Consider the following 22,694-nt stretch of genomic DNA (forward strand, 5'->3'; position numbering starts at 1 on the left):
ACCCGATTCGAGTGAGCCCCCACCATCGACGACTGGATTATTTTCCGGCGGCCGGGGTGCCACCGCTGAGGGTGATGAGCGCATTCACGATGGTGGTTCCGACCGAACCGGCGCTCTGTGTGCCCATTCCCAGAATATCGATGAGCGATCCCATACTTTTCTCCTAAATATCCGTGCATCGAGTTGCCGCGCGCAACTCGATGAATACGAGCGGTTTCGTCGAATTACTTGACGATGCTTCCGAGCGAACCGAGGAAGGTTTCCCACAGCCCGTCACCCGCAACTGCGGAACCCAGGGCCGGAATCAACGCGGTAAGCAAGTCGCCCATCGAACCCATCGATGAATCTCCTTTGTGAGCGTGTTCAATCGCCTCTCAGTCGCCGGAATCACGCCTGAGAGTTATCGGTCACGGCCGGTACCGGTTAGTGACCGAGGCAACATATCAAGCGTCCACTTTTCAAGCAAGCACCTCCTCTAAAACTCGAACCCGCTTCACTACCGCCGTGTAGCTATTTTCAGGCAACTTCCGGACGGAATCGGTTCCCTCGGACCGGACCGGAGTCCGCCACGTGTACCGCGCCCCGCTCGGCGAGTTGACTTGCTCGACAACACGTTTCACTTCCGATCGGAAGTTTCAGCTTTCGCGGAACCGGGTACAGGGTGATGCGCGCACGGCACCGCTCGACGGTCTCGACAGGTCTTCGAGACCCTTCGTTTTGCTAGGAAAATTTTTTTCGGAACTCGCCGGAGACCCGCCACACCCCGGGAATCGGGCTCACACCGCCGCTCGAGACCGGTGATCCCGGCCGCGCGGACGGTGTGCGATGATCTTGTCGAACGGCTCGGACGGTCGGCCGCTTCCTCGTCGCGACGACCGAAGTCGTTCTCTCCATTGGCTTTTCCTGGTCAACAGACCGAGTGCTGGTGCTCGACCCTCACCGATGCCTGCCCGGCCGACCGCTGTCCACAGCTGTGTCGTCGCCCTGGGTTTGCCACGCCGTTACGCCGTGTCGACTCGTCATGTCGCCGGCTGCCCCACGGCGCCGCATCGGCCGCACGTCGCATTGCGATCGAACGTCGAAAGGACTTTGGCACGTGACATATTCGGATTCGGCGCAGGCCGAGGACCCGATCCTCGAACTGACCGACGACTTCTACCAGGACCCGCACGCGGTCTACCGGGAGCTCCGGGCCCGCGGCCCGATCCATCGCATCCGGCTGGACGGGGTGCTGGGTTGGTTGGTAGTCGATCACGACGTCGCCAAACAGGCCTTCCTCGAGCCCGGCATCAGCAAGAGGATCGGGTCGCCGGAGGGGCAGGCCGTGCTCGCACAGAACGGTGCGGTCGACCAGTTCAACGGCGCGATCAACGACAACATGCTCTTCGCCGACCCGCCCCAGCACACCCGCCTGCGCAAGCTCGTGACCAAGGCCTTCGCCGGCCGTGCCATCCGCGAACTGGGCCCCCGCATCACCACCCTCGCGGACGAGCTGCTGGCGGAGATGGCCACCCGCGACCGGGTCGACCTGCTGGACGCCTTTGCCTTTCCCCTGCCGGTCGCGGTGATCTGCGAACTCCTCGGGGTCCCGGACGACGACAAGGACGATTTCCGCGCGTGGACGGCGGTGGTCGTCGACGACTCCGCGCCGATCGAGGAACGCACCACCGCGGGCGTCAACTTCTTCACCTATCTGACGAAGCTGATCGCCGCACGCACCGACAGTCCCGGTGACGATCTGCTCTCGGAACTGATCATCGCCAAGGAGGACGGCGACCGGCTCGACCAGAGCGAGCTGATCTCGATGCTGTTGCTGCTGCTGGCGGCCGGGCACGAAACCACGGTCAACCTGATCGGCAACGCGGTCTACGAGATGCTGCGCAATCCGCGCATCACAGAGCGGCTGCGGGCCGAACCGGAAACCGTTCCGGCGTATGTCGAGGAGATTCTGCGCAGCCAGGGCCCGGTGCATCTGGCCACCGCGCGCTACACCACCCGGCCGATCGTGCTGGGCGGCCGGGAGATAGGAGCGGGGGAATTCATCATGATCTCGCTGGCCGCGGCCAACCGCGATCCGGACCGTTTCACGCGGCCGGACCTGGTCCACGTCGATCGTGCGGACAATCGGCACATCGCCTTCGGGCACGGCATCCACTTCTGCCTCGGCGCGGCGTTGGCCCGGATGGAGGCGACCATCGCCGTCAACCGGCTGCTGGACCGGATCCCCGACCTCTGCCTGGACCCGGAGTTCGGGCCACCGATCTGGCGGAGGAGTCTGCTGATTCGCGGGCTCGCGACGCTACCGGTGAGCATGGTGCCGGCGAACGAACCGGAACCGGAGTTCTCGGGAGTGTGATCGACGACTGTCACCGGGCGGCCGGTCGGCCGCCCGGCCGACGGCTCACCGCCGGCGCACCACGATCACCGGGCATTCGGACGATTGCAACAGGGCGTGGCCGGTCGACCCGAGCAGCATGCCGGTGAATCCGCCCCGGCCGTGGCTGCCGATCACCACCAGCTGGGAATGTTCGGATTCGGCGAGCAGCGCCCGGGCCGGCCGATCGGCCCACACCACCGGCCGCACATCGACATCGGGATACTGTTCCCGCCATCCGGCCAGACTCTCCGAGAGCGCGGCGCGCTCGGATTCGCGCAGCGTGTCCCAACCGGCCACCACGACCTCGGGCAGGCTGATATCGCTCCACGTGTGCACGGCGATCAGCGGCACCTTCCGCCGCGAGGCCTCGTCGAAGGCGACGCCGATCGCGGGTTCACTGTTCTCGGTGCCGTCGACGCCGACCACCACCGGCTTCGCCGCGGTCACCATGTCGGTCGCGGAATTCCCGGGAATCACCGCGACCGGGCAGTGCGCCCGCTGCACCACCGCCGAACTCACCGAACCGAGCAGCACCCGCCGGACGGCGCCGCGCCCGCGACTGCCGACGACCAGGCGGTACGCCCGTTCCGACCGTGCGATCAGGGTCGGGATGATCGGGTCGAACACCAGCTCGGCATTGATCTCCAACGGCCCCTGCACCAACCCGGCGACCCGGCGCGCCTCGGCAACGATGCGCTCACCGTCCTCGCGCACCCAATCCGCGCCGCCCGTCCACATTTCGGAGCCGAAACCGGTCGGCAACGTGGCCGAGGTGACGATGTCCAGACGCCGCCCGTGCAGGACGGCGTCGACCGCGGCCCAGGCCACCGCCTGATAGGAGATCTCCGAGCCGTCGACGCCGACCACGATGGGCCGGTCGGGCTCGTCCGCGAGGTACGCATCGGCTGATTCGGTCACAGTCGGCTCCACTTCGTCTCGGCGAGCGGTCTCCACGTCGAGATTACCGTATCGCCACGTCAGCAATCTTCCAGCGCACAGAGTGGTGATGCCGTGGACGGACGTCGCACCGGCTGGTTGCGCGGAGGTATCGATATGCAGACGAGTTGAGCCACAATGGTTCCAGCGCGATGGCCGCGCTCCACGCGGCCCCGTTATGTTGGATTCATGTCTCGCGTGTCGTCACCGACCAAGATCGCCCGCAATCGCCGGGCACGACGTGGTCGGCTGGTCGTCGCCGCGGCATTGGTCTCGATCGCCGCCACGACGGCCACCGCGGCGGCGGACCCCACCGGCAGCACGGGCGTCCCGGAGGGGCAGGCCTTCTACGACGCACCCGCCGAGGCGATCGCCGGACCACACGGCTCGGTGATCCGGGCCCGCAGTATCACCGGAGATCCGGGGCTGCCCGGGGCGCGGAATCTGCTCGTCCTGTACCGCTCGGTGGATCTGCAGGGGCATCCGGTGGCGGTCTCGGGAACACTGGCGGTACCCGACGGCACACCGCCGCCGGATGGCTGGCCGCTCATCTCGTGGGCACACGGCACCACCGGCGTGGCCGATATCTGCGCACCCTCGCGCGATACCGGCCCCGACTATCCCGCCCACGACTACACCGCGCAGGTGCGCGAGGTGCAGCAGCACTGGCTCGCGGCCGGATACGCGGTGGCGCAGACCGATTATCAGGGCCTCGGGACGCCGGGTCCGCACGGATATCTGATCGGCGCCACCGAGGCGCGGGCCGTCGCCGATATGGCGCTGGCCGCGCGGGAACTCGACGCGTCGATCGGTACGCGCTGGGCGGCGATCGGCCACTCCCAGGGCGGCCAGGCGGCGATCTTCACCGATGCGCAGGCCCGCGCCTGGGCACCCGGACTGGATCTGCGCGCCGTGGTGGCACTCGCGCCGGCATCGCAGGTGGAATTCGGCATCGGAGCGCAGCGCGTGGCGAGTACGGTCGGTGCCGGCGAGGCGCTGGCCGGCACGCTCGGCAACTCGAATGCGTTTCTGCCCTTGCTGATTCGCGGCGCGCAGACCGCCGAGAATATCGATCCGGCCCGCTTCCTGACGCCGCGCGCACTGAGCCTGCTGCCCGATGCCGACACCGGATGCATCGGCGCCCTGCGCGCCCCGGACAGCTGGGGCGGCCTCCCGGCGGACGCCGCGTTCAGCCCTCTGGGCGACGCCGCGCCCTTCCTCCGGGTACTGACCGACAACGATCCCAGCACCCTGCGCGTCGACGCGCCGCTGCTGGTGTTGCAGGGCAGCGCCGACACGACGGTCCCCCCGCGGGCGACCGACGCGATGGTCGCCCGTCTGCGCCTGGCCGATCAGCAGGTCACCTACCGCACCTACCCCGGCGCGGACCATCGCGGCGTCCTGCAGGCCTCGCTCCCCGACGCCCTCGTCTGGGTCGGCGCGCGCTTCACCTCCTGAACCGTCCCGACGCGAATTCGGCTCGGCTCCAGCGCATTCGGACACCGACCGAGCCGACGGCCGTCGGCGTTCTACTCCCCCGCGTACATCTCGCGCATGCTCTTGCCCATGAGGGCGACGGCCTTCGAGCGGGGCAGTATGCGCGACAGCAGCGTGCCGTTGAAGCGGTTGGCCCGGCCGGGGATCACCGAGGGGCGTCTGCCCAGCGCGGCCAGGCCGGCGGCGACCACCGGGGCTACCGGCATCACCTTCGGGGAATTGCGGATCGTGCGCGGTTGGTCGGCGCGGTAGCCGGGGGTGTCGGTGGGGCCGGGCACGACCGCGACGACGTCGACGCCGTGCGGACGCCATTCGTCCCACAGTGATTCGGCCAGATTCAGTGTCAGCGCCTTCGTGCCCGCGTAGGAGGCGTACATGGGGGTGCCGAGCAGGCCGGACATGGAGCTGAGCAGGACCACCCCGCCGCGGCCGCGCTCGATCATCGGCGGGACGAAGCGGTGCAGCACGGTCATCATCGAGGTCACATTGATATCGATCGTCTTCAGATGCCGTTCCAGCGGGGTGTCCAGCCACATGCCACAGACCGAGAGCCCGGCGTTGTAGACGATCAGGCCCAGTTCGACGTCGTCGACCAGCAGCGCGACCGATTCCAGCACCTCGGGCGCGGTGATGTCTCCGGTCACCGTCTGGGTGCGGATGCCGTAGCGGTCGGCCAGATCCGTTGCCAGCGTGTCGAGTTCGTCCTTCTCCAGCGCGACCATGACGAGGTTCAGGCCGCGCTCGGCGAGCTGACGGCAGAATTCGGCCCCCAGTCCCAGCGCGGCACCGACCACCAACGCCCACGGCCCGTACCGCTGCGGAAAGCTCATCTGCTGTCTCCTCGACTCCGATCAGAAACGTATGCGAGTCCGATCATCGCATCCGGCAGACGAACACGCCTCCGGCGAGGGCAGGCCGGACCTTGCGATCCGCCCTGCGCGACAACGGGTTCAGGTGTGAGCGGGCAGACTTTCCCACCCACGCACCGTCGAGGTCGGCGACAGTCGCGCCTGCGACAGATCGACCTCCCACTCCGGGAACCGCTTCAGGATCTCCTCGACCGCGATGCGTCCCTCCAGCCGCGCCAGCGCCGAACCCAGGCAGAAGTGGGTGCCGACACTGAACGCCAGATGCGGTTGCGGCGCGCGCAGGATGTCGAAAACGTCTCCGTCCGGGGCGAAGTGGCGATGGTCGCGGTTCGCCGCGCCGATCAGGAACATCAGCACCGACCCCTCGGGCACCTTCTGCCCGTGGTACTCGACCTCGCGGGTCACGTAGCGGCACGTGTGCGGGGCGGGCGATTCGAAGCGCAGCAGTTCCTCGATCGCCTGCGGGATCAGAGCCGGATTCTCGACCAGCAGCCGGCGCTGGTCGGGATGGTCGGCGAGAACCTTTCCGGCCCAGCCGATCAGGCGCGTGGTGGTCTCGTTCCCGGCGCCGGACACGACATTGACGTACATGAGCAGTTCGTCGCGGGTGAGGCGGCGCTCGGTGCCCGTCTCGTCGACGAATTCGACGTTGAGCAGTTCGGTCATGATGTCGTCGGAGGGATGTTCGGCGCGCCAGTCGATATAGGGGCCGAAGATGTCGCCGGACACCATGCCCTCGGAGGCGGCCCGCATCGGCTTGCCCTCCTCGGTGCGCATCTGCTCGTTGGCGAAATCGCGGATGGCCTCCTGATCCTCTTCCGGGATGCCGAGCAGCATCCCGATGGTCCGCATAGGCATCCGGGCGCCGATATCGGCGATGAAGTCCAGGCGCCCGGTACCGACCAGCGGATCGAGACTTTCGGCGCAGAAGTCCCGGACCTTCGATTCCAGCGCCTTGATCTTGCGCGGAGTGAACATCCGCGACAGCAGTTTGCGGTGGATCGTGTGCACCGGCGGATCCTCGAAAAGCAGGACGCCGGAGGGTATCTCGATATTCGCCTTGATGAGCTCCAAGATGGCGCCGCGGCCGGAGATGAAGGTGTCCTTGTCGATCAGGCCCGCGTTGACGTCCTCGAATCGGCTCAGCGCGTAGAAGTCGTGTTGCGCGTTGTAGTAGAGCGGCAGCTCGTCGCGCAGACGCTGGAACATGGGATACGGATCGGCGTTGAGTTCGACGTCGTACGGGTCGTAGTGGACGTCGCCGGCCGTGCTGATGGTCACTGGTTCACCCCTTGCGGAAATCTCCGGAATGCGGCTCGGCCGCGGACAGGCACAGGGGCAGGCGCCTCCGACCTCGCGTCATGGCGCCTCCCGTCACCGTGAGAGAAGAATATTCTCTGCAATTGACAATGACAATCCCCGAGGTCACATGCGAATCCGGCAATAACTACAGCCTTCGCCCGTCAACGCAGGTAGAGTACAGTTCTCGTTGCGCGAAAATATTGTTCTCGCCGATCTGCCCGGCACCGCCCGACGAACGGAGCATGCAGTGACGTCCGGAAAACACCCCACGCCGCCGGATACCGGGGACATCTCCGATCGTGATCTGCTGCTGGCCGCCGTGGAAGCCGAGGCGGAGGCCGAAGCCGCGGACGCGGTGGCAGCCGCTGCCCGCGCCCGAGCCCGTGCGGCCACCCTGCGCCGCCGCGCCGAGGCCGCCGCACACCCGAGCGCACCCTCGGATGCGAACGACACGCCGGACAGCGACGACCCTGCTCCCGATACGGAAGGCGACAGTGCCGCTTCCGGTCGGGACGTCGCGTCGACCCGGCAGCCCGCCCCGAGTGCCGAGCGAACACCGGACGATGCCGCCTCCGCCCCGGAAGGCCCTGCAACCCAATCACTTTCCCGACCACGGTCCTCGACGGGCGGTGACGCGGCTACCGAGGCCGACGCGGAATCCGAGGCCGACGCGGAGACCGGCACCGACGCGAAGACCGAGGGAAGCCGTCGCCGCAAGCGACCGCGACTGGGCGCCGTTCGGCATATCCGGCGGCGCACGGCCGGCGTGGCGGTCGCGGCCATCGTCGTGTGCGCCGGGCTGGGCAGCAGCGGATACATGATGTGGCGGCATCACGATGTGACCGCGAACCAGCATCGCGAGGCGGAGTTCGTGGCGGCGGCGCGGCAGGGCGTGACCACGCTGACCTCACTGGATTTCAATCATGCCGCCGATGACGTCAAGCGCGTGCTCGACGATTCCACGGGAAGTTTCCGCAACGATTTCCAGTCGCGCGCCGACGATTTCGCCAAGGTGATCCAGCAGTCCAAGGTCGCCACCCAGGGCCGGGTCAACGCCGCCGCGGTGCAGTCGATGACCGACGACTCCGCCGTGGTCCTGGTCGCAGCGACCTCGGAGGTCACCAATTCCGCAGGCGCCAAACAGGAACCGCGCGCCTGGCGGTTGAGCGTCACCGTGGAGCGCGTCGACGGCCGGCTCAAGATGTCGAAAGTGGAGTTCGTCCCATGAGCACAGCATCCGAATCCGATACCGGCGACTCGACCGGCGAAGCGGCCGGAACACTTTCCCGCCCGCGCGCGGCCCTGTCCTGGCTGCGCGGCCACCGTGCCGGTGTCGGAGCAGGGGCGCTCGGCGCGCTCACAGTGGCATCCGTCGCGGCGGCGACGGGCCTGTATTTCACCCAGTACCGGCCCGATCAGCAGACCGACGAGGCGGCGCAGCACGCGGCCACGGCCGCCGCGACCGATGGTTCGGTCGCGATCCTGTCCTACGCTCCCGATACCCTGGACCACGATCTCACCACCGCGAAATCCTTCCTGACCGGAGATTTCCTCACCTACTACGGACAGTTCACCCAGCAGGTCGTGGCCCCGGCCGCGAAGCAGAAGTCGGTGAAAACATCTGCGGCGGTGGTCCGTTCGGCGGTCGAGCAGATCCGTCCGGATTCGGCCGTGGTGCTGGTGTTCATCAACCAGACCACCACCACCTCCGACAAACCCGATCCGTCGATGACCTCGAGCAGCGTCAAGGTGTCGCTGTCGCACGTCGGCGGGAAGTGGTTGATCTCCTCGTTCGATCCGGTCTGATCGGCGGCGCACTCGAGATCAGTGCGCCACCATATCCTTCCAACTCGCCGGCCGGGCGCCGGCCAGATCGTCGCGCCGATACATCTTTCCGTCCGGCGCCAGATAGTTCCCGGTGTGCGGGTCGTAGTGCGCGAATCCCAGCGAAGGCTCGGTCCCGGTGCGCGCTGCCGCGGGTGCGTTCAGCCCGGGAATCCTGGGCAGCTCGATCTGCGGTAGCTGTGGCAACGGGGCCGCCGGCGCGGGAGCGGGTGCGGGTGGATTCCACCGCGAATCCGGCGGGATGCCTTGCGATTCCAGATTCGGATCGCGCGGATACGGCCCCACCACCGGCTGGTCCGGCGCCACCGGTTCGTACTCCTGGTCGCTGTTGCAGATCTCGGCTGTCGGAGCCCGCTTACCCGGTTTGCCGGCACACGGGAAGTTGCGCGCACCGCGGACCGCGACGGGCGAATCCTGTGGCAGCTTGCAGTACAGCCCGTCCGGGGTGTCGATCGTGGTGGTGTCCGAGGGCGGCCGCCATGCCGACGGCGGCAGGAAGCCGACCGTACACGCCGGCGGATCCGAGACCCCGCTGATGCGGAAGTCGCCGGGGCCCAACCCCTGTGCGTTCTTGGTGGGTTGTACCGCCTGCACGATCGAGACCTCGGGCGGCAGCAAGACCAGCACCTGTTCCAGCCCGGCGTGATAGGTGACGCCCAGCTGCGCGACCGAGGTCAGATTCGACAACAGCACGGGCAGCGTGAGTTTCACCGAATCCAGCAGTGTCGTCGCCTCCCGCGCCGCACCGGGCCCGGTGTTCAGCAGCGTCCGCATCTGCTCGTCGTCGGTGGCGATCTGTCCCGACACCCCGGCGAGGCTGCGCGCCCAGATCCTGATCGCATCGGCCGAGCGGTCCTGCGAGTCCATCAGCGGCTCGGCCTTCGCCAGTAGCTCACGGGTGGTGTCGCCGGTCCGGTTCGCATCGGCGGCCACGGTCGCGGCCGAGTTCAGCAGCGACTGCAGGTCGTAGCGGGCGCCGTTCACACCGGTGAACACCTCGTCGAGCATGGTGTGCAGCCGGTCTTTCGGGATACTGCCGACGAGGCTGTCGAGTTCGTCGAGCATCGGTCCCACCGGCTGCGGAACGGTGCTGTCGCGCACGTCGATCACGGATCCATCGTGCAGGTACGGCGGTGCGTCGGTGCGCGGTTGCAGGTCGACGTACTGCTCGCCCACCGCCGACACACTGCGCACCTGCGCGCGCAGGTCGGCGGGAATCTTGTGCCCGCCGTCGATCGACAGGGTCGCCTTCACCGCGTCGTCGGTCAGATCGACGGAGGTGACCTTGCCGATCTGGACCCCGCGATAGGTGACGTTGCCGAATCGGTACAGCCCGCCGGAGGTCGGAAGTTCCAGCGTCACCTTCATGGTGCCGATGCCGGCGAGGGTCGGCAGCCGCATGTACTGCACGGCCATCGACACCATGCCGATGACGGCCAGGATCGAGAAGATCACCAGCTGCGCTCGGACGAATCGGGTGAGAATCATCGGCCGCCTCCGTTCGGATCGGGCGGGTTCACCGGTGCACCCAGCGGGTCGTTGGTCTGCTTGCCGTAGCCGGGGTCGCCGACCATGGCCTGCAGCACGGCATTCGGATCACCCAGAGGCGTGCCGAGCAGCAGTTCGCGCCGCAACCGCGGCACCGTGAGGTCGATGGTGGCGAACAGATTGACGTAGTCGCCGCGGATGCCGTGGTCGATGCCGTACTGCCCGTAGGGGAACACGGTGAGGAAGGAGACCGCACCGTCGATCTTCGACCCCACATCGGCCAATTCCCGCAGCGTCGGTTCGAGGTTGTGCAGATTCGTCAGCAGATCAGCCTGCACCTGCGAGATCACCCCGGTCGCGGTGTCGCTGAAGGTGCGCAGTTTGTCCAGTGCGGTGGTGATGGTGGGCCGCTCGGTGAGCAGCACCTCTAGCGCGGGCCCGACCCGACGCAACGTGTCGCTGACGGTATCGCGTTGCCGGGCAAAGGTTTCCGCCATCCGATTCAGACCGGTCACGGTGGCGAGCAGATTGTCGCGCTGCTGATCCAGCACGGTCATGAACGCGTCCAGGCGCGGAATCAGGTCGTGGATGGCGCCCTCGCGACCGGAGAACGCGGCGTCGAGATTGTGGATGATGTCGTTGATCTGGCCCATCCCGCCGCCGTTGAGCACCACCGACAGCGACGCCAGGGTCTGTTCGGTCGACGGATAGGTCGAGGTCCGGTTCAGCGGCACGGTCGCCCCGGGCTGCAGGCGCCCGCTCGGCGCCTGTCCGGCCGGCGGATTCAACGCCAGGTGGGTCGAGCCGAGCAGACTGGTCTGCCCGATGGTCGCCGCCACATTCGCGGGTACGACCACATCCGGTTTCACCGAGACGTCCACGACGGCGTGCCAGCCGTGCACGGTGATCGACCCGACGCTGCCCACCACCACGTCGTCGATCATGACCGGCGAATTCGACACCAGCGTACCGACATTCGCCATTTCGACGTGGTATGTCGCGGCGTCGGAGCCGCGGCCGGGGGCCCCGGGCAGCGGCAGCGAATCCACGCCGCGCCAGCCACATCCGGTGACGGTGACCAGTGTGCACGCGCACAGAACCAGCAGCCGCGCGATCATGACGGTGGCCTCCCCCAGGGCTGGAGTAGTTCGGTGACCGACGTCGGCGCCGACGGGCCGGGTTGCTGTCCGACGATCTTCGGCACCAGATCGGGTTCGCTGTAGATCACGTTGTTCGGATCCGGCGCCGGCCCGGTCGCCGGGCTCACCGGGAAGGGCAGATAGTTGAAGCTGAGCAGGGGCAGGATCGGGCCCAGATACTGGCGGCACTTCTCCCCCGATTCCGCGGCTGTCGCGTTCTCGATACTCGCCACCCCGGCGCAGATGAACTGCATCGGATCGGAGAAGTTGTTGAGCTCGAAAACCCCTGCCTCCGTGCCGGTGTCGGGGTTGTAGATGTGATAGAAGTTCGCGATGCTGTTCGGCGCGATATGCAGCAGATTCTCCAGATCCGCGCGATGATCCACCAGATTCTGGGTCACGTTCGCCAGCCGCTGCACCTGTTCACCGGCCTTCGCGCGGTTCTCGGAGACGAAGCGCTGGACCTCGCCCACCGCGACCGACAGTTCACGCAGCGCGGCGTCCAGATCGGATTTGCTGTCGTCGACCACGCTGGACAGCGTCGCGAGCCGATTCTCGAACTGGACGATCTCGGTACCGCTGCCCTTCAACGCGTCCACGAAGGTCTGCAGATTCTGCAGGATGTCGACGATATTGCCGCTGCCGTCGGCCAGGATGCGCCCCACCGCGGACAGCTGGGCCAGCATCTGCCGCAACTTCTCCCCGTTGCCGTCGCTCAATGCTGTGGCGGTGCTGTCGACGAACCGGCCCATCGAACTGCCCGCGGCGTCGCCGCCGGGACCCAAACCCGTTGCCAGCTTGGTCAATTGGGACTTGATCTCGTCCCATTCCACCGGCACCGCGGTGCGTTCGACCGGGATCACCGCACCGTCGGCGAGCGTCGGGCCGCTGGTCCGATACGCGGGCGTCAGCTGGACGTAGCGGGCCGCGACCAGGCTCTGCGCGACGATCACCGCGCGCGCGTCGGCGGGCACCCGGATATCACGGTCGACGGCGAGCACCATCTCGGTGGTCGTCCCGCGCGGGGTGATCGATCGGATGTGCCCCACCTTCACCCCGGCGACACGCACGTCGTCGCCGGGGTAGATGGCGGTCGCGGTGGTGAATATCGCGGTGAAGTGCCTGGGCCCGAACAGTTCTCGATAACCGATCACGCCGCCGGTCACCACGACCGCGACGATCACCACGGCACCGGCGATCCGGACGATCCATCTCGTACTCATCGCGGCGGCTCCGGATGCGGTAGCGGGAACTGGGCCGGCGGGTTCACGCCGAACGCCCGGTCGATGAAGGGCTGAATATCCTGGCCGTCGATGAGATTCGCGACGTAGGCGTTGTAGAAGCGGCCGCCGGAGACGGCTTCACCCTGTGTCAGTGCGACTTTCGCGTATCCGGGTATGGCCTTGCCGATATTGTCGCGATTCTTCTCGAGCATCGCGGCGATGGAGTTGAGCCGGTCCAGTGTCGGTCCGAGCGCGGCCTCGTTGTCGGCGACCAGGCCGGACAGTTGCTTCGCGACCGCCGAGGTGTTGGCGAGCAGGTCGACGATTTCCTGCCGGCGCTGCGCGAGCACGTCGACCAGCGCATTCGCGTTGAGGATCAGGGTGTTCACCTGCTGACTGCGCTGGGCGAGTACCGAGGTGACCGTGCCCGCGCCGGCCAGCAGCTGCCGCAGCGATTCGTTGCGGCTGTTGATCGTCTTCGACAATTGCGTCAGCCCGTCGAATGCCGGACCCACCTGCGGTGCGATGTGGTTCAACGTCGAGGACAGCATGTCGAGGGAACGGTTGAGTGAATCGATGTCGATCGCCGAGGTCTTGGTGCTCAGATCACCGACGGCGTCGGTCAGCGAATACGGCGAGGAGGTGCGCGACGACGGAATGGTGTCGAGAGAGCGCATCCGGCCGGATCCCGCGGACACGACGGTGAGATCGCGCTTACCCAGCAGCGAACTGGTCTTGATGTGGGCCGAACTGTCGGCGCCGAGCCGGATGGTCGAGTCCACCGAGAACACCACCAGCGCATCCCCGTTGTGCAGCGCCACCTTCTGCACCGTGCCGACCCGCACGCCCGAGACGATCACATCGTCGCCGACGGCGAGCCCGGCCGCCTCGCCGAACAGCGCCTGGTAGCGCACGGTGGTGCCCCATGCCATGAACTTCTGCGACTGCAGGCCGATCAGGATGACGCACACCATCATCACGATCCCCACCAGCCCGGGACGTAACAGATGACCGCCGCGATACTGCAGCATTACGGTGCGCACCTCCCCGTCTCGGTTTTGATCCAGGGCAGCTGGACCACCTGCCCGGACTGATCGCTGACCCGAATGGTCAACGCGCACACGAAGTATTGGATGAAGTTGCCGTAGGAACCGGTGCGCACCATCTTCCGGAAGTTCTCCGGCGCCCGCTGCAAGGCGTAGTCGACTTTGTCCTTACCGTCGTCCACGGCCGGAGCCAGCCGCGCGAGCTGGTCGACGGTGTCGGCCAAGGGGGCCCGGCTCTGCGTGAGAAGGTCGGCGACCGAGGCGGTTCCGCGGTCGAGCGCGTCGATCGCGGAGCCGATCGGATCGCGGTCCTGCGACAGCTGGGTCACCAGTCGCTCGAGGCGGTCGATGGCGTCGGAGAACTGGGTGCCGTTGCTCGCGAGGGTGTCCATGACCTGATTCAGGTTGTCGATCAACCTGCCCACCACATCGCTGGTGTCGGCGAGCCGGGAGGTGAAGGAGGCGGTCTTGGTCAGCAGCGAATCGACCGTGCCCTCCTGGCCCTGCACGATCTGCACCAGCGACCAGGTGAGCGAGTTGACCTCCTGGGCGTTCAGGCCCTGCAGCACGGGTTTCAGGCCGCCGAGCAGCAGGTCGAGATCCAATGCGGGCGTGGTCCGTTCGAGCGGGATGCGCGCGCCGGGTCGCAGAGTCGCGGTCGATCCCGGACCGTCGGTCAGCTCGAGATAGCGGTCGCCGACCAGATTCAGATAGCGGATGGCGGCCTTGGTGCCTCCGGTGAGCACGATGTCGCGGTCCGCGTCGAAGGTCACCACCACCCGCTGATCCGGGCGCAGCGTCACCCCCTGCACCCGTCCCACCTCGACACCGGCCACCCGCACACTGTCTCCGGAACGCAGTCCCGACGAGTCGGTGAATTCCGCCGAATAGCCGTTGGTGGAACCGGTGCGGTACTGGCCGAAGACCAGGACCAGGAATCCGGAGAGAACCACCATCACCAGCGCGAAGGCGCCGAATTTCAGCAGCGGTGTGTCCCGTTGTCTCATCGTGGACCTCCGGCGGTGGGATCGACGGCGCCGAACAGCACGCTCTGCAGCAGATCCGGATTCACGCGCAGGGTGCGGTTGGTATTCGGGAACGGCACGGCGCCGTCGTCGACCACCACGAACTTGGGCTTGCCGTTGTAGGGCACCGGCAGCACCGAACACTGCGGACCACCGGACGCCGCGACCTTCGGCAGATCACGCGGATACCGATACGGTTCCGCGCCCCACAGGAAGTTGACCGTGAGGCCCATACCCGGAACCTGCACCGGTTTCACATTGTCCATATAGTCCAGGCCCTCGATCGAACACTTCAGCGCCGGCGCGTATTCGGCGGCCAGATCGGTGGTGGGCACCAGCAGGTGCAGCATCGAGGCCAGCGGCGCGCCGTTGTCGCCGAGCACCTGATTGCCGACATCGGCCAGGCCGATCGCATTGACCAGCAGTGCGTCGAGATTCGCCTGTTCATCCACCACGGTCCGGCTGATCGTGGTGGCATTGCGCGCGGTGGACAGCAGATCCGGGGCGGTGTCGCCGTAGGAGGCGGCGACATTCGGTCCGGCGGTGATCTCTCGGCTCAGTGCGGGCAGCGCCGGCTGGATCTTGGCCAGGAACGAGTCGAGATCGGTGAGCATCTGCCCGACCTGTTCGCCGCGGCCGTTGGTCGCACCCGCGATCGCCCCCAGCGTCTCGTTCAACTTCTCCGGTTCGATCTGCCCCAGCACCGCGGTCAATCGCTCGAAGATGGTGTTGATCTCGACCGTCACGTGTCCGGAGTCGAAGATCTGGCCGGCGTGGATCGAGGTCGCGGATTTCTGTGCGGGCGGCAGGAATTCGATGAATTTGGCGCCGAACACCGTGGTGGAGGCGATGTCCACGGTCACATTCGACGGGATCCGTCGCACCTGGTCGGCATCGATCGCCAGCTGGATCGCGGCGAGTCCGTCGGGCCGCTCGTCCACCGCGGCCACTTTGCCCACGGTCACCCCGCGCATCTTCACCTTCGCGTCGGGATACATGACCAGGCCCGCGCGCGGTGACAGGACGGTGACCCGCACGGTGTCGGCGAATCCGCCGCGGAACATGACTACCGCCAGGGCGACCACCCCGGCGATCGCGGCGATCGACAGCAGACCCACGATCGGACGTAAAATGTTGCGCAGCACGGCTTCTCCCCTAGCCCGACAGGTTGAAGTTGCCGTTGGAGCCGTAGATGGCCAGCGAGACCAGCAGAGTGACCGAGACGACCGCGATCAACGAGGTCCGCACCGCGTTGCCGACCGCGATACCCACGCCGGAGGGCCCACCGGCGGCGAAGAACCCGAAATAGCTGTGTATCAACAGGATCGTGAGCGCCATGAGGATCGCCTGCACGAACGACCACACCAGATCGAGCGGATTGAGGAAGGTGGTGAAGTAGTGGTCGTACAGCCCCGAGGACTGGCCGAGCAGGAAGACGGTGGTGACCCGGCTGGCCAGGAAGGACGCCACCACCGCCAGTGAGTACAGCGGGGTGATCGCGATCATTCCGGCCACGATGCGGGTGCCCACCAGATAGGCGATCGGCTCGATCGCAATGGATTCCAGCGCGTCGATCTCCTCGTTGATCCGCATGGCGCCCAACTGCGCGGTGGCTCCCGCGCCGAACGTCGCGGCCAGTCCGATGCCGGCCACCACCGGCGCGGAGATGCGCACATTGATGAAGGCCGACAGGAATCCGGTCAACGCCTCGATGCCGATATTGCCCAGCGAGCTGTAACCCTGCACGGCCAGGGTGCCGCCGGTGGCCAGGGTGAGGAATCCGACGATCACCACGGTGCCGCCGAAGACCGCGAGAGTGCCCGAGCCCATGCTGAATTCGGCGATGAGCCGGATGGTTTCCTTCTTGTAGCGCCAGGCGGCGAACGGCGCGCCGAACAGCGCTCGCACATAGAAGAGGGTGTGATCACCGATGTTGCCGAGGCTTTTCACCGGCCGGCGCGCCCGCCGCACGGCACGCGGATATCTCGCTTCCAGTACCACAGCCGTTCCCCCTCATCTGGCCGTCATCTGGATGCCGATCGCGGTCACGACGACATTGATCACGAACAGCGCCATGAAGGCGTAGACCACGGTTTCGTTCACCGCGTTGCCCACGGCCTTGGCGCCACCGGAGACGATCAGCCCGCGATAACACGCGATGAGGCCGGCGACGAGGCCGAACAGCAGCGCTTTGACCGCCGAGATCACGACTTCGTTCAGCCCGGTCAACAACGTGATGCCGTTGGCGAAGGCACCGGGGTTGACGTTCTGCACATAGATCGAGAAGACGTAACCACCGGCGATACCGATGATGCAGACCAGACTGTTCAGCAGCAGCGCGACCAGCCCCGAAGCGAGCATGCGTGGCGTGACGAGTCGCTGTACCGGATCGATGCCGAGGACCTCCATGGCATCGATCTCCTCGCGGATGGTCCGCGAGCCCAGGTCCGCGCACATCGCGGTGGCGCCGGATCCGGCGACGATCAGCACGGTCACCATGGGCCCCACCTGGGTGACCGCGCCGAATGCCGCGCCCGCGCCGCTGAGATCGGCCGCACCCAGCTCGCGCAGCAGGATGTTGAGGGTGAAGCTCACCAGTACGGTGAACGGAATCGCCACGAGCAGGGTCGGAATCAGCGACACCCGTGCCACGAACCAGGATTGCTCCAGGAATTCGCGGGTCTGGAAGGGGCGGCGGAAGGCGAATTTCACCGCATCGGCGGACATGGCGAACAGCCCGCCGATGGTCTGCAGCCCGCCCGCCGAACGGCGGGACATATTCCGGGACCAGCTGGGCAGAGTTATCGCCATGCCGCCACCTCCCGGAGCCCCGCTGCGTCGCGACAACCTCGCGGAAATCGCATTCTCAGTTTCGATAATGCTACATCCGCGAGACAAGAACGCAATAGCTATTGCGAGTAGGTAGCGTTTCGGATCACCAGCGGTTACGCGCCTCTTCCGCCCAGCCGGTGAGGCCGTCCAACTCCACCCAGTCCCCGTCGTCGGTGCGGGCGCGGCCGGTGAAGTGCCCGAAGCACTGATGAGTGTCGTTGGACAGCACACCCAGCGCGGTCCGGGATTCGCGCACATGGAAGGGAGTGAACTCCACGGCGACGCGAGGACCGCGAATCTGCCACGGCCGCAACCAATCCCGGCGGTCGTACACCCATTCCAGCTCGTCGCCGATCTTGTGCAACCGGCCGCTCACGAAAAGCGCGTTCTCGGTCGCACCCGTGCCGTCGGTCCACCTGCCGCCGAGCTGGATCGCGGTCTCGCGACCGCAGCCGGCGGCCCAGTTCCACGCGATCGAGTACGGCCACTTCCCGCGTCCGTGATCGAGGACGGCGAATCCGTCGTCGATCACGTAGGCGATGCCGTCCACGGTGAGGGTGCCCGAGACCGGGCGGCCGAGATCCTTCACGGTGTACTGGAAGCGCCCGGCACTCCAGGGCACCACGACACCCAGCGATTCGTGTCCCGCCGGCAGCCCGGCCGTCAGATCGATGTCGATTCGCGGAGTGGCGGCGTGAATCCTGGTGCCGCCCGGATCGTTTCGCAGTTCGATGATCAGATCGCCGGCATGTCCGGACGCGGTACCGACGCCGCTGCGGTCGGGAAGGTGCACACCGCGGGCGAACGGCGTCACCACATCCTTGACGATCTCGGTGCCGTTCGCCCGGTCGAACAGGTAGATCCCTTGCAGCCCGGCGTAATCCAGCGACGTCAGCACGATTCCGATGATGTGGTCGGGAGTGACGATGCCCCAGTACTCCCATCGCTTGGTGCGACCCCAGCCGCGCAGATTCGCCCGGTGCAGCGGGCGGCGCGTCCAGCCCACCGCGTCGGGGTTCAGCCGGCCCCGCGGCGTGCACAGATCGACGCTCGCGGTGATCTCGCGCTCCGCGGTCACCCATTCGGCCATCGTGGCCCTCCTTCGCTGCCGCGGTCGCCGTCGACCGCGGTCGATCCATTGTCGCGGCCGGGCCGGTCATCACGAACGGGCCACGCCTGCGACGAGGCGATGACCGGCGAGCATGTCCGAGGTCATGCTGGATGTGTTGCGCCTCCGGTAGCTCTGAGTATGCTCATTAATGAGCGCACTCATTAAGGCGGGCCGATGGGAGGTGTCGAGTGGCGGATCCCCAGCAGAATCAGCAGGTCGGGCGGCGGGCGCGCAATATGCGCGCGAAACAGAGCCGGATCTTCGAGGTGGCGGCGCGGTTGTTTGCCGAACGCGGATTCGCCGCGGTCACCACCCAGCAGATCTCCGACCGGGCCGATATCGCCGCGGGCACCCTCTTCCGCTACGCCTCGTCCAAGGGGCAGTTGCTGCTCATGGTCTACAACGAGGACTTCCGGTCGGCACTCGAGACAGGCGCTCGCCGCGCCCGCGACATCGCCGATCCGGTCGGTGCGATCACGGCGCTGCTGCGGCCGATTCTGGTCGCGGCCGCGCGCAATACCGAGAACACCATCGCCTACCAGCGCGAATTGCTGTTCGGGCCGCCCGAGGAGACCTATCGCGAACAGGGCCTGGCGTTGGTGGCGCAGCTCGAGGCGGTCCTCGCCGAGATCCTGCTGACCGCGGTCGCGGGCTCCGGCGAGCCCACGGCCGCGCAGCGGGAGGCGGCGCGTGTGGCGGGCCGCGGTCTCTTCGCGGTCCTGCACATGGCGCTGGTGCGCCCGTCCACCGGCGTACATCCCCACCACGATCCGATCGCCGATCTGCACGCCCAGATCGCCCAGCTCGTCGCCGGTTTCCGCAGCGCCGCGGTCTCCGGAACCTGAAAACCACCAGCGCGGGCCACGGCCCGCAGAACGGAGTCGACATGTCCGCGACGATTCGCAAGGTGAGCGTCCTCGGGACCGGAGTCCTGGGATCCCAGATCGCCTTCCAGACCGCCTTTCACGGTTTCGAGGTGACCGCCTACGACATCAATGACGAAGCGTTGACCGCCGCGCACGAGCGCTTCGACAAACTCGCGGCCACCTACCGCGAGCAGGTACAGGGCGCGGGCGACGGCAAGGCCGAGACCACCGCGGCGGGCATCACGCTCACCAGTGATCTCGGCGAGGCCGCGCGGGACGCGGATCTGATCATCGAGGCGGTGCCGGAGATGCTGTCGATCAAGCAGGACACCTATCGCCGGCTCGGCGAACTCGCGCCCGAGCACACCATCTTCGCCACCAACTCCTCGACGCTGCTGCCCAGCGATATGAAGGACGCCACCGGCCGCCCGGACCGCTTCCTGGCCCTGCACTTCGCCAATCAGGTGTGGCAGTTCAACACCGCCGAGGTCATGGGCACCGAGGACACCGATCCGACGGTGTATCGGGCCGTGGTCGAGTTCGCCGAGGCCATCGGCATGGTCCCGATCGAATTGCACAAGGAGAAGGCCGGTTACGTCCTCAATTCGCTGCTCGTGCCGTTCCTCAACTCGGCGATGGCGCTGGCGGCGGGCGGCTACGCCGAGCCGAAGGCGGTCGACGAGACCTGGCGCATCGGCACCGGCGCACCCGCGGGCCCGTTCCAGATCCTCGACATCGTCGGTCTCACCACGCCCTACAACATCCTGGTCAACAGCGGCGAGGACGGCCAGAAGCTCGCGCAGTGGCTGAAGTCGCAGTACATCGACAAGGGCAAGCTCGGCCTGGCCAGCGGCGAGGGCTTCTACCGCTACAACGCGTAAGCGGTTGGAGCACAGACATATTCGGAGGTGTTCAACGCCGGCAGGTGATAACCGGTGCTCAGTCGCGGGAATCGGGCGACGGCCGGTCCCCGCGTCGGCCCGCGAAGGTGGACAACAGTTCGCGGGCTTGTTCACCGCCGTCGAGCAGCCGGGCGGTGCGGCGCGCGATACGCCAGCCGTCGGATTCGCGGCGCAGTTCGAGGCGGTGCACGCTCGCGCGCAGGACCTGGTAACCCTCCGATTCGCGGTGTACCAGTAGCGATTCGAACACCGCGAGCGCCTCGTCGCCGTCGACAGCGATGCGCGCCGGACCTTGGAAGTGCGCCGACCCGGCCGTGATGAGCGTCCGATGTGCGGACGAGTCCACCATCGCGCGCACCTGGTCACGCCCCCGCATCTGCCAGCCCTCGACGTCGTATTCGCCGTCGGCACACCATAATTCGGCCGTCGCCTCCGCCTGTCCGGCGTCGACCAGCGGACCGTAGGAGGCGATGATGCGCATGATCGCCAGTTCGTCCTCGACCCGCCGCAATCGGCGCAGAATGTCCGTGAGCTCGATCTCGGTCATCTCGTCCTCCTCCGGCCTCATCGGTTCACGAGTTCGGTCAGTGCCACCAGCTGATCGCAGTAGTGTTCGGCCGAGTTCGCGGTGACGGCGCATCCGGCCAGTGTGGCACCCGCATCCGCGAGGGTCGCGAGCCGCCGCGTCACCCGGTCCGGCTCACCCAGCGGGTCGAGCGGTCCGGTGGGGAGTACGACCTCGAAGCCGGGTGGCGAATCGACCTGCGAGAGCATCGTCTTCAGCTCCGCCATCGGCAGGCCGAACGGCATCCATCCGTCGCCGAAGCGGACCGCACGGCGCAATGAGCGCATGGTTCGCCCGCCGACCCAGATCGGAACGCGGGCCTGCACGCCGGCCGGTTCGACGATCAACTCCGAGAAGCTGTAATGCGTTCCGGCATAGGAGGGTTCGCGCACACCGAATGCGGCACGCAGCGCGGCGATCGCATCGTCGGCCTGCTCTCCGCGTCCCTCCCACGACGCGCCCAGCAGCTCGAATTCCGCACGCAGAGAACCCACTCCGACGCCGAGAACGACCCGCCCGCCACTGATCCGGTCCAGGGTGCCGTAACGCTTGGCGATCTCGAGCGGGTGGTGATACGGCAGCACCAGCACCGAGGTGGCGAGCCGGATTCGCGTGGTGCGGGCGGCCAGATACGACAGCGTGGCCACCGGATCCCAGTAGGTCGCGCCGCGCGAGGCGGCCACCGCCGCGGGGACCGCGGTGTGTTCACTGCAGGTGAGATGGTCGAATCCGAGCCGATCGGCGGTCTCGGCGATGCGGGCGAGTTCCGCCATGCCGGCGTCGGCCTCCCACGGCGAATACTGCCCGGGAAACCGCACCACGATCGGCGACGAGAGGGCCAGTCGCAACGGCGCGGTCATCGCGGATCCGGTTCGGCGCCGATCAGCTTCTGCATCCGGCGATGCCCGCCGAGCACGATCGCCGCCCGGTCCGGACCGCTGCTGCGCGCGGCCGTCTCGGCATTGCCGCCCGCGACGAACACCGGGCCGTTCGCCAACTGCTCGAGCCCTTCGCGCGCCACATCCGCGGGTTCGGCCACGAGCATTCCGGGAATGTCGAAATTCAAGCCCGCCCGTGCCATCGCCGGCGTCCGCGTCACCCCGAGTACCAGATGCAGCACATCGACGTGGTGTTCCCGCAGTTCCAGCCACAAGCTCTCGGCGAAGATCCGCAGATACGCCTTGGAACCGCCGTAGACGGTGTGGCGAGCCGAACCGCAGTATCCGGTGAGCGAGCCGACCAGCACGATGCCGCCGCGGCCCCGCGCGCGCATACCGCGCCCGAAGTGGTGGACCAGCGCCAGCGGCGCGGTCACGTTCAGCGCGTTCATGGTGGCGAAGGCCTCGAGGTCGCCGTCGAGGAATTCGGCGCTGTGGGTGTTGGCTCCCGCGTTGTAGACGAGCAGGCCGACCTCCACGTCGGCCGTGGCGGTCGCGACCCGGGCGGCTGCGTCCGGCGCGGTGAGATCCACCGCCAGTGTCCGCACCTGGACACCACGCGCGGCGACTCGTTCGGCGGTCTCGGCCAGCGGGCCCTCCCGCCGCGCCAGCAGCACGATGTTGATTCCCGCGGCGGCGAGCCGGTCGGCGAACTCCGCGCCGACCCCCTCCGAACCGCCGGCGATGACTGCCCACGGCCCGTAGCGGTGCGGATCGATGATGTCGTTCGGTT

21 protein-coding genes are annotated in these 22,694 nt (G+C 67.2%); 6 read left to right on the top strand and 15 right to left on the bottom strand.

Annotation, left to right across the window (positions count from 1 at the left end):
• The first annotated feature begins 1,096 nt into the window (after positions 1-1,096).
• Complete coding sequence (locus ON23_RS21025; RefSeq protein ID WP_051042994.1) at positions 1,097-2,356, top strand: cytochrome P450 family protein; 1,260 nt, start codon at positions 1,097-1,099, stop codon at positions 2,354-2,356.
• A 45-nt stretch (positions 2,357-2,401) separates the two neighbouring features.
• Here ON23_RS21025 and ON23_RS21030 read toward each other — a convergent pair whose 3' ends face one another.
• Positions 2,402-3,295: a universal stress protein gene (locus ON23_RS21030; RefSeq protein ID WP_051043008.1), complete on the bottom strand. Its 894-nt coding sequence runs from the start codon at positions 3,293-3,295 to the stop codon at positions 2,402-2,404.
• Between the two features lie 207 nt (positions 3,296-3,502).
• On the opposite strand from ON23_RS21030, the gene ON23_RS21035 reads away from it, so the two are divergent.
• Entirely contained in the window at positions 3,503-4,771 is a 1,269-nt protein-coding gene (locus tag ON23_RS21035) for an alpha/beta hydrolase family protein (RefSeq protein WP_063821310.1), read from the top strand.
• 71 nt (positions 4,772-4,842) lie between these two features.
• Here the strand turns inward: ON23_RS21035 and ON23_RS21040 are convergent, their stop codons facing one another.
• Positions 4,843-5,640, bottom strand: coding sequence for an SDR family NAD(P)-dependent oxidoreductase (locus ON23_RS21040; RefSeq protein WP_039780229.1), 798 nt, complete (start codon positions 5,638-5,640; stop codon positions 4,843-4,845).
• A gap of 120 nt (positions 5,641-5,760) precedes the next feature.
• Positions 5,761-6,888: a cytochrome P450 gene (locus ON23_RS21045; protein ID WP_086006955.1), complete on the bottom strand. Its 1,128-nt coding sequence runs from the start codon at positions 6,886-6,888 to the stop codon at positions 5,761-5,763.
• 340 nt (positions 6,889-7,228) lie between these two features.
• Here ON23_RS21045 and ON23_RS36050 point away from each other — a divergent pair, with 340 nt between their 5' ends.
• The gene (locus ON23_RS36050; RefSeq protein ID WP_157170257.1) at positions 7,229-8,209 is read left to right on the top strand and encodes an Rv1363c family protein; all 981 of its coding nucleotides are present in this window, start codon (positions 7,229-7,231) and stop codon (positions 8,207-8,209) included.
• A complete protein-coding gene (locus ON23_RS21055; protein ID WP_039780231.1) occupies positions 8,206-8,787 on the top strand; it encodes a hypothetical protein in 582 nt (193 codons plus the stop codon). Before ON23_RS36050 ends, ON23_RS21055 begins: the two co-directional genes overlap by 4 nt.
• A gap of 18 nt (positions 8,788-8,805) precedes the next feature.
• Here the strand turns inward: ON23_RS21055 and ON23_RS21060 are convergent, their stop codons facing one another.
• The 9 genes from ON23_RS21060 to ON23_RS21100 form a co-directional block, all read right to left on the bottom strand.
• Complete coding sequence (locus ON23_RS21060; RefSeq protein WP_210743551.1) at positions 8,806-10,314, bottom strand: MCE family protein; 1,509 nt, start codon at positions 10,312-10,314, stop codon at positions 8,806-8,808.
• Positions 10,311-11,432 (bottom strand): MCE family protein, encoded by a 1,122-nt coding sequence (locus tag ON23_RS21065; RefSeq protein ID WP_039780232.1) that lies wholly within the window; start codon positions 11,430-11,432, stop codon positions 10,311-10,313. Before ON23_RS21065 ends, ON23_RS21060 begins: the two co-directional genes overlap by 4 nt.
• Entirely contained in the window at positions 11,429-12,676 is a 1,248-nt protein-coding gene (locus ON23_RS21070; RefSeq protein ID WP_083904122.1) for an MCE family protein, read from the bottom strand. Before ON23_RS21070 ends, ON23_RS21065 begins: the two co-directional genes overlap by 4 nt.
• Complete coding sequence (locus tag ON23_RS21075) at positions 12,673-13,707, bottom strand: MCE family protein (RefSeq protein ID WP_039780233.1); 1,035 nt, start codon at positions 13,705-13,707, stop codon at positions 12,673-12,675. Before ON23_RS21075 ends, ON23_RS21070 begins: the two co-directional genes overlap by 4 nt.
• On the bottom strand, positions 13,707-14,729 hold the full coding sequence (locus ON23_RS21080; RefSeq protein ID WP_039780234.1) for an MCE family protein: 1,023 nt from the start codon (positions 14,727-14,729) through the stop codon (positions 13,707-13,709). Before ON23_RS21080 ends, ON23_RS21075 begins: the two co-directional genes overlap by 1 nt.
• A complete protein-coding gene (locus tag ON23_RS21085; protein ID WP_276326908.1) occupies positions 14,726-15,892 on the bottom strand; it encodes an MCE family protein in 1,167 nt (388 codons plus the stop codon). The genes ON23_RS21080 and ON23_RS21085 overlap by 4 nt, the downstream gene beginning before the upstream one ends.
• Before the next feature lie 10 nt (positions 15,893-15,902).
• Positions 15,903-16,748 (bottom strand): MlaE family ABC transporter permease, encoded by an 846-nt coding sequence (locus ON23_RS21090; RefSeq protein ID WP_039780235.1) that lies wholly within the window; start codon positions 16,746-16,748, stop codon positions 15,903-15,905.
• 12 nt (positions 16,749-16,760) lie between these two features.
• On the bottom strand, positions 16,761-17,558 hold the full coding sequence (locus ON23_RS21095) for an MlaE family ABC transporter permease (protein ID WP_039780236.1): 798 nt from the start codon (positions 17,556-17,558) through the stop codon (positions 16,761-16,763).
• A gap of 124 nt (positions 17,559-17,682) precedes the next feature.
• Complete coding sequence (locus tag ON23_RS21100; protein WP_210743552.1) at positions 17,683-18,669, bottom strand: DUF2804 domain-containing protein; 987 nt, start codon at positions 18,667-18,669, stop codon at positions 17,683-17,685.
• A gap of 209 nt (positions 18,670-18,878) precedes the next feature.
• Between ON23_RS21100 and ON23_RS21105 the strand changes: the two genes are divergently transcribed.
• A complete protein-coding gene (locus tag ON23_RS21105; protein ID WP_223273649.1) occupies positions 18,879-19,535 on the top strand; it encodes a TetR/AcrR family transcriptional regulator in 657 nt (218 codons plus the stop codon).
• Between the two features lie 41 nt (positions 19,536-19,576).
• Positions 19,577-20,437 carry a 3-hydroxyacyl-CoA dehydrogenase gene (locus ON23_RS21110; RefSeq protein ID WP_039780237.1) on the top strand — a complete coding sequence of 287 codons (861 nt, stop codon included), beginning with the start codon at positions 19,577-19,579 and terminating at the stop codon, positions 20,435-20,437.
• A 58-nt stretch (positions 20,438-20,495) separates the two neighbouring features.
• Here the strand turns inward: ON23_RS21110 and ON23_RS21115 are convergent, their stop codons facing one another.
• From ON23_RS21115 to ON23_RS21125, 3 genes are read right to left on the bottom strand one after another with little or no spacing between them, the layout of a single operon-like run.
• A complete protein-coding gene (locus tag ON23_RS21115; protein WP_039780238.1) occupies positions 20,496-21,005 on the bottom strand; it encodes a nuclear transport factor 2 family protein in 510 nt (169 codons plus the stop codon).
• Between the two features lie 17 nt (positions 21,006-21,022).
• Positions 21,023-21,871, bottom strand: a complete 849-nt coding sequence (locus tag ON23_RS21120; RefSeq protein ID WP_039780283.1) for a TIGR03619 family F420-dependent LLM class oxidoreductase — start codon at positions 21,869-21,871, stop codon at positions 21,023-21,025.
• An 8-nt stretch (positions 21,872-21,879) separates the two neighbouring features.
• On the bottom strand, positions 21,880-22,683 hold the full coding sequence (locus tag ON23_RS21125) for an SDR family NAD(P)-dependent oxidoreductase (RefSeq protein WP_039780284.1): 804 nt from the start codon (positions 22,681-22,683) through the stop codon (positions 21,880-21,882).
• Positions 22,684-22,694 lie beyond the last annotated feature (11 nt).

The organism is Nocardia cerradoensis NBRC 101014, from assembly GCF_000308535.1.
In the GTDB taxonomy this organism is placed as follows: Bacteria; Actinomycetota; Actinomycetes; order Mycobacteriales; family Mycobacteriaceae; genus Nocardia; species Nocardia cerradoensis.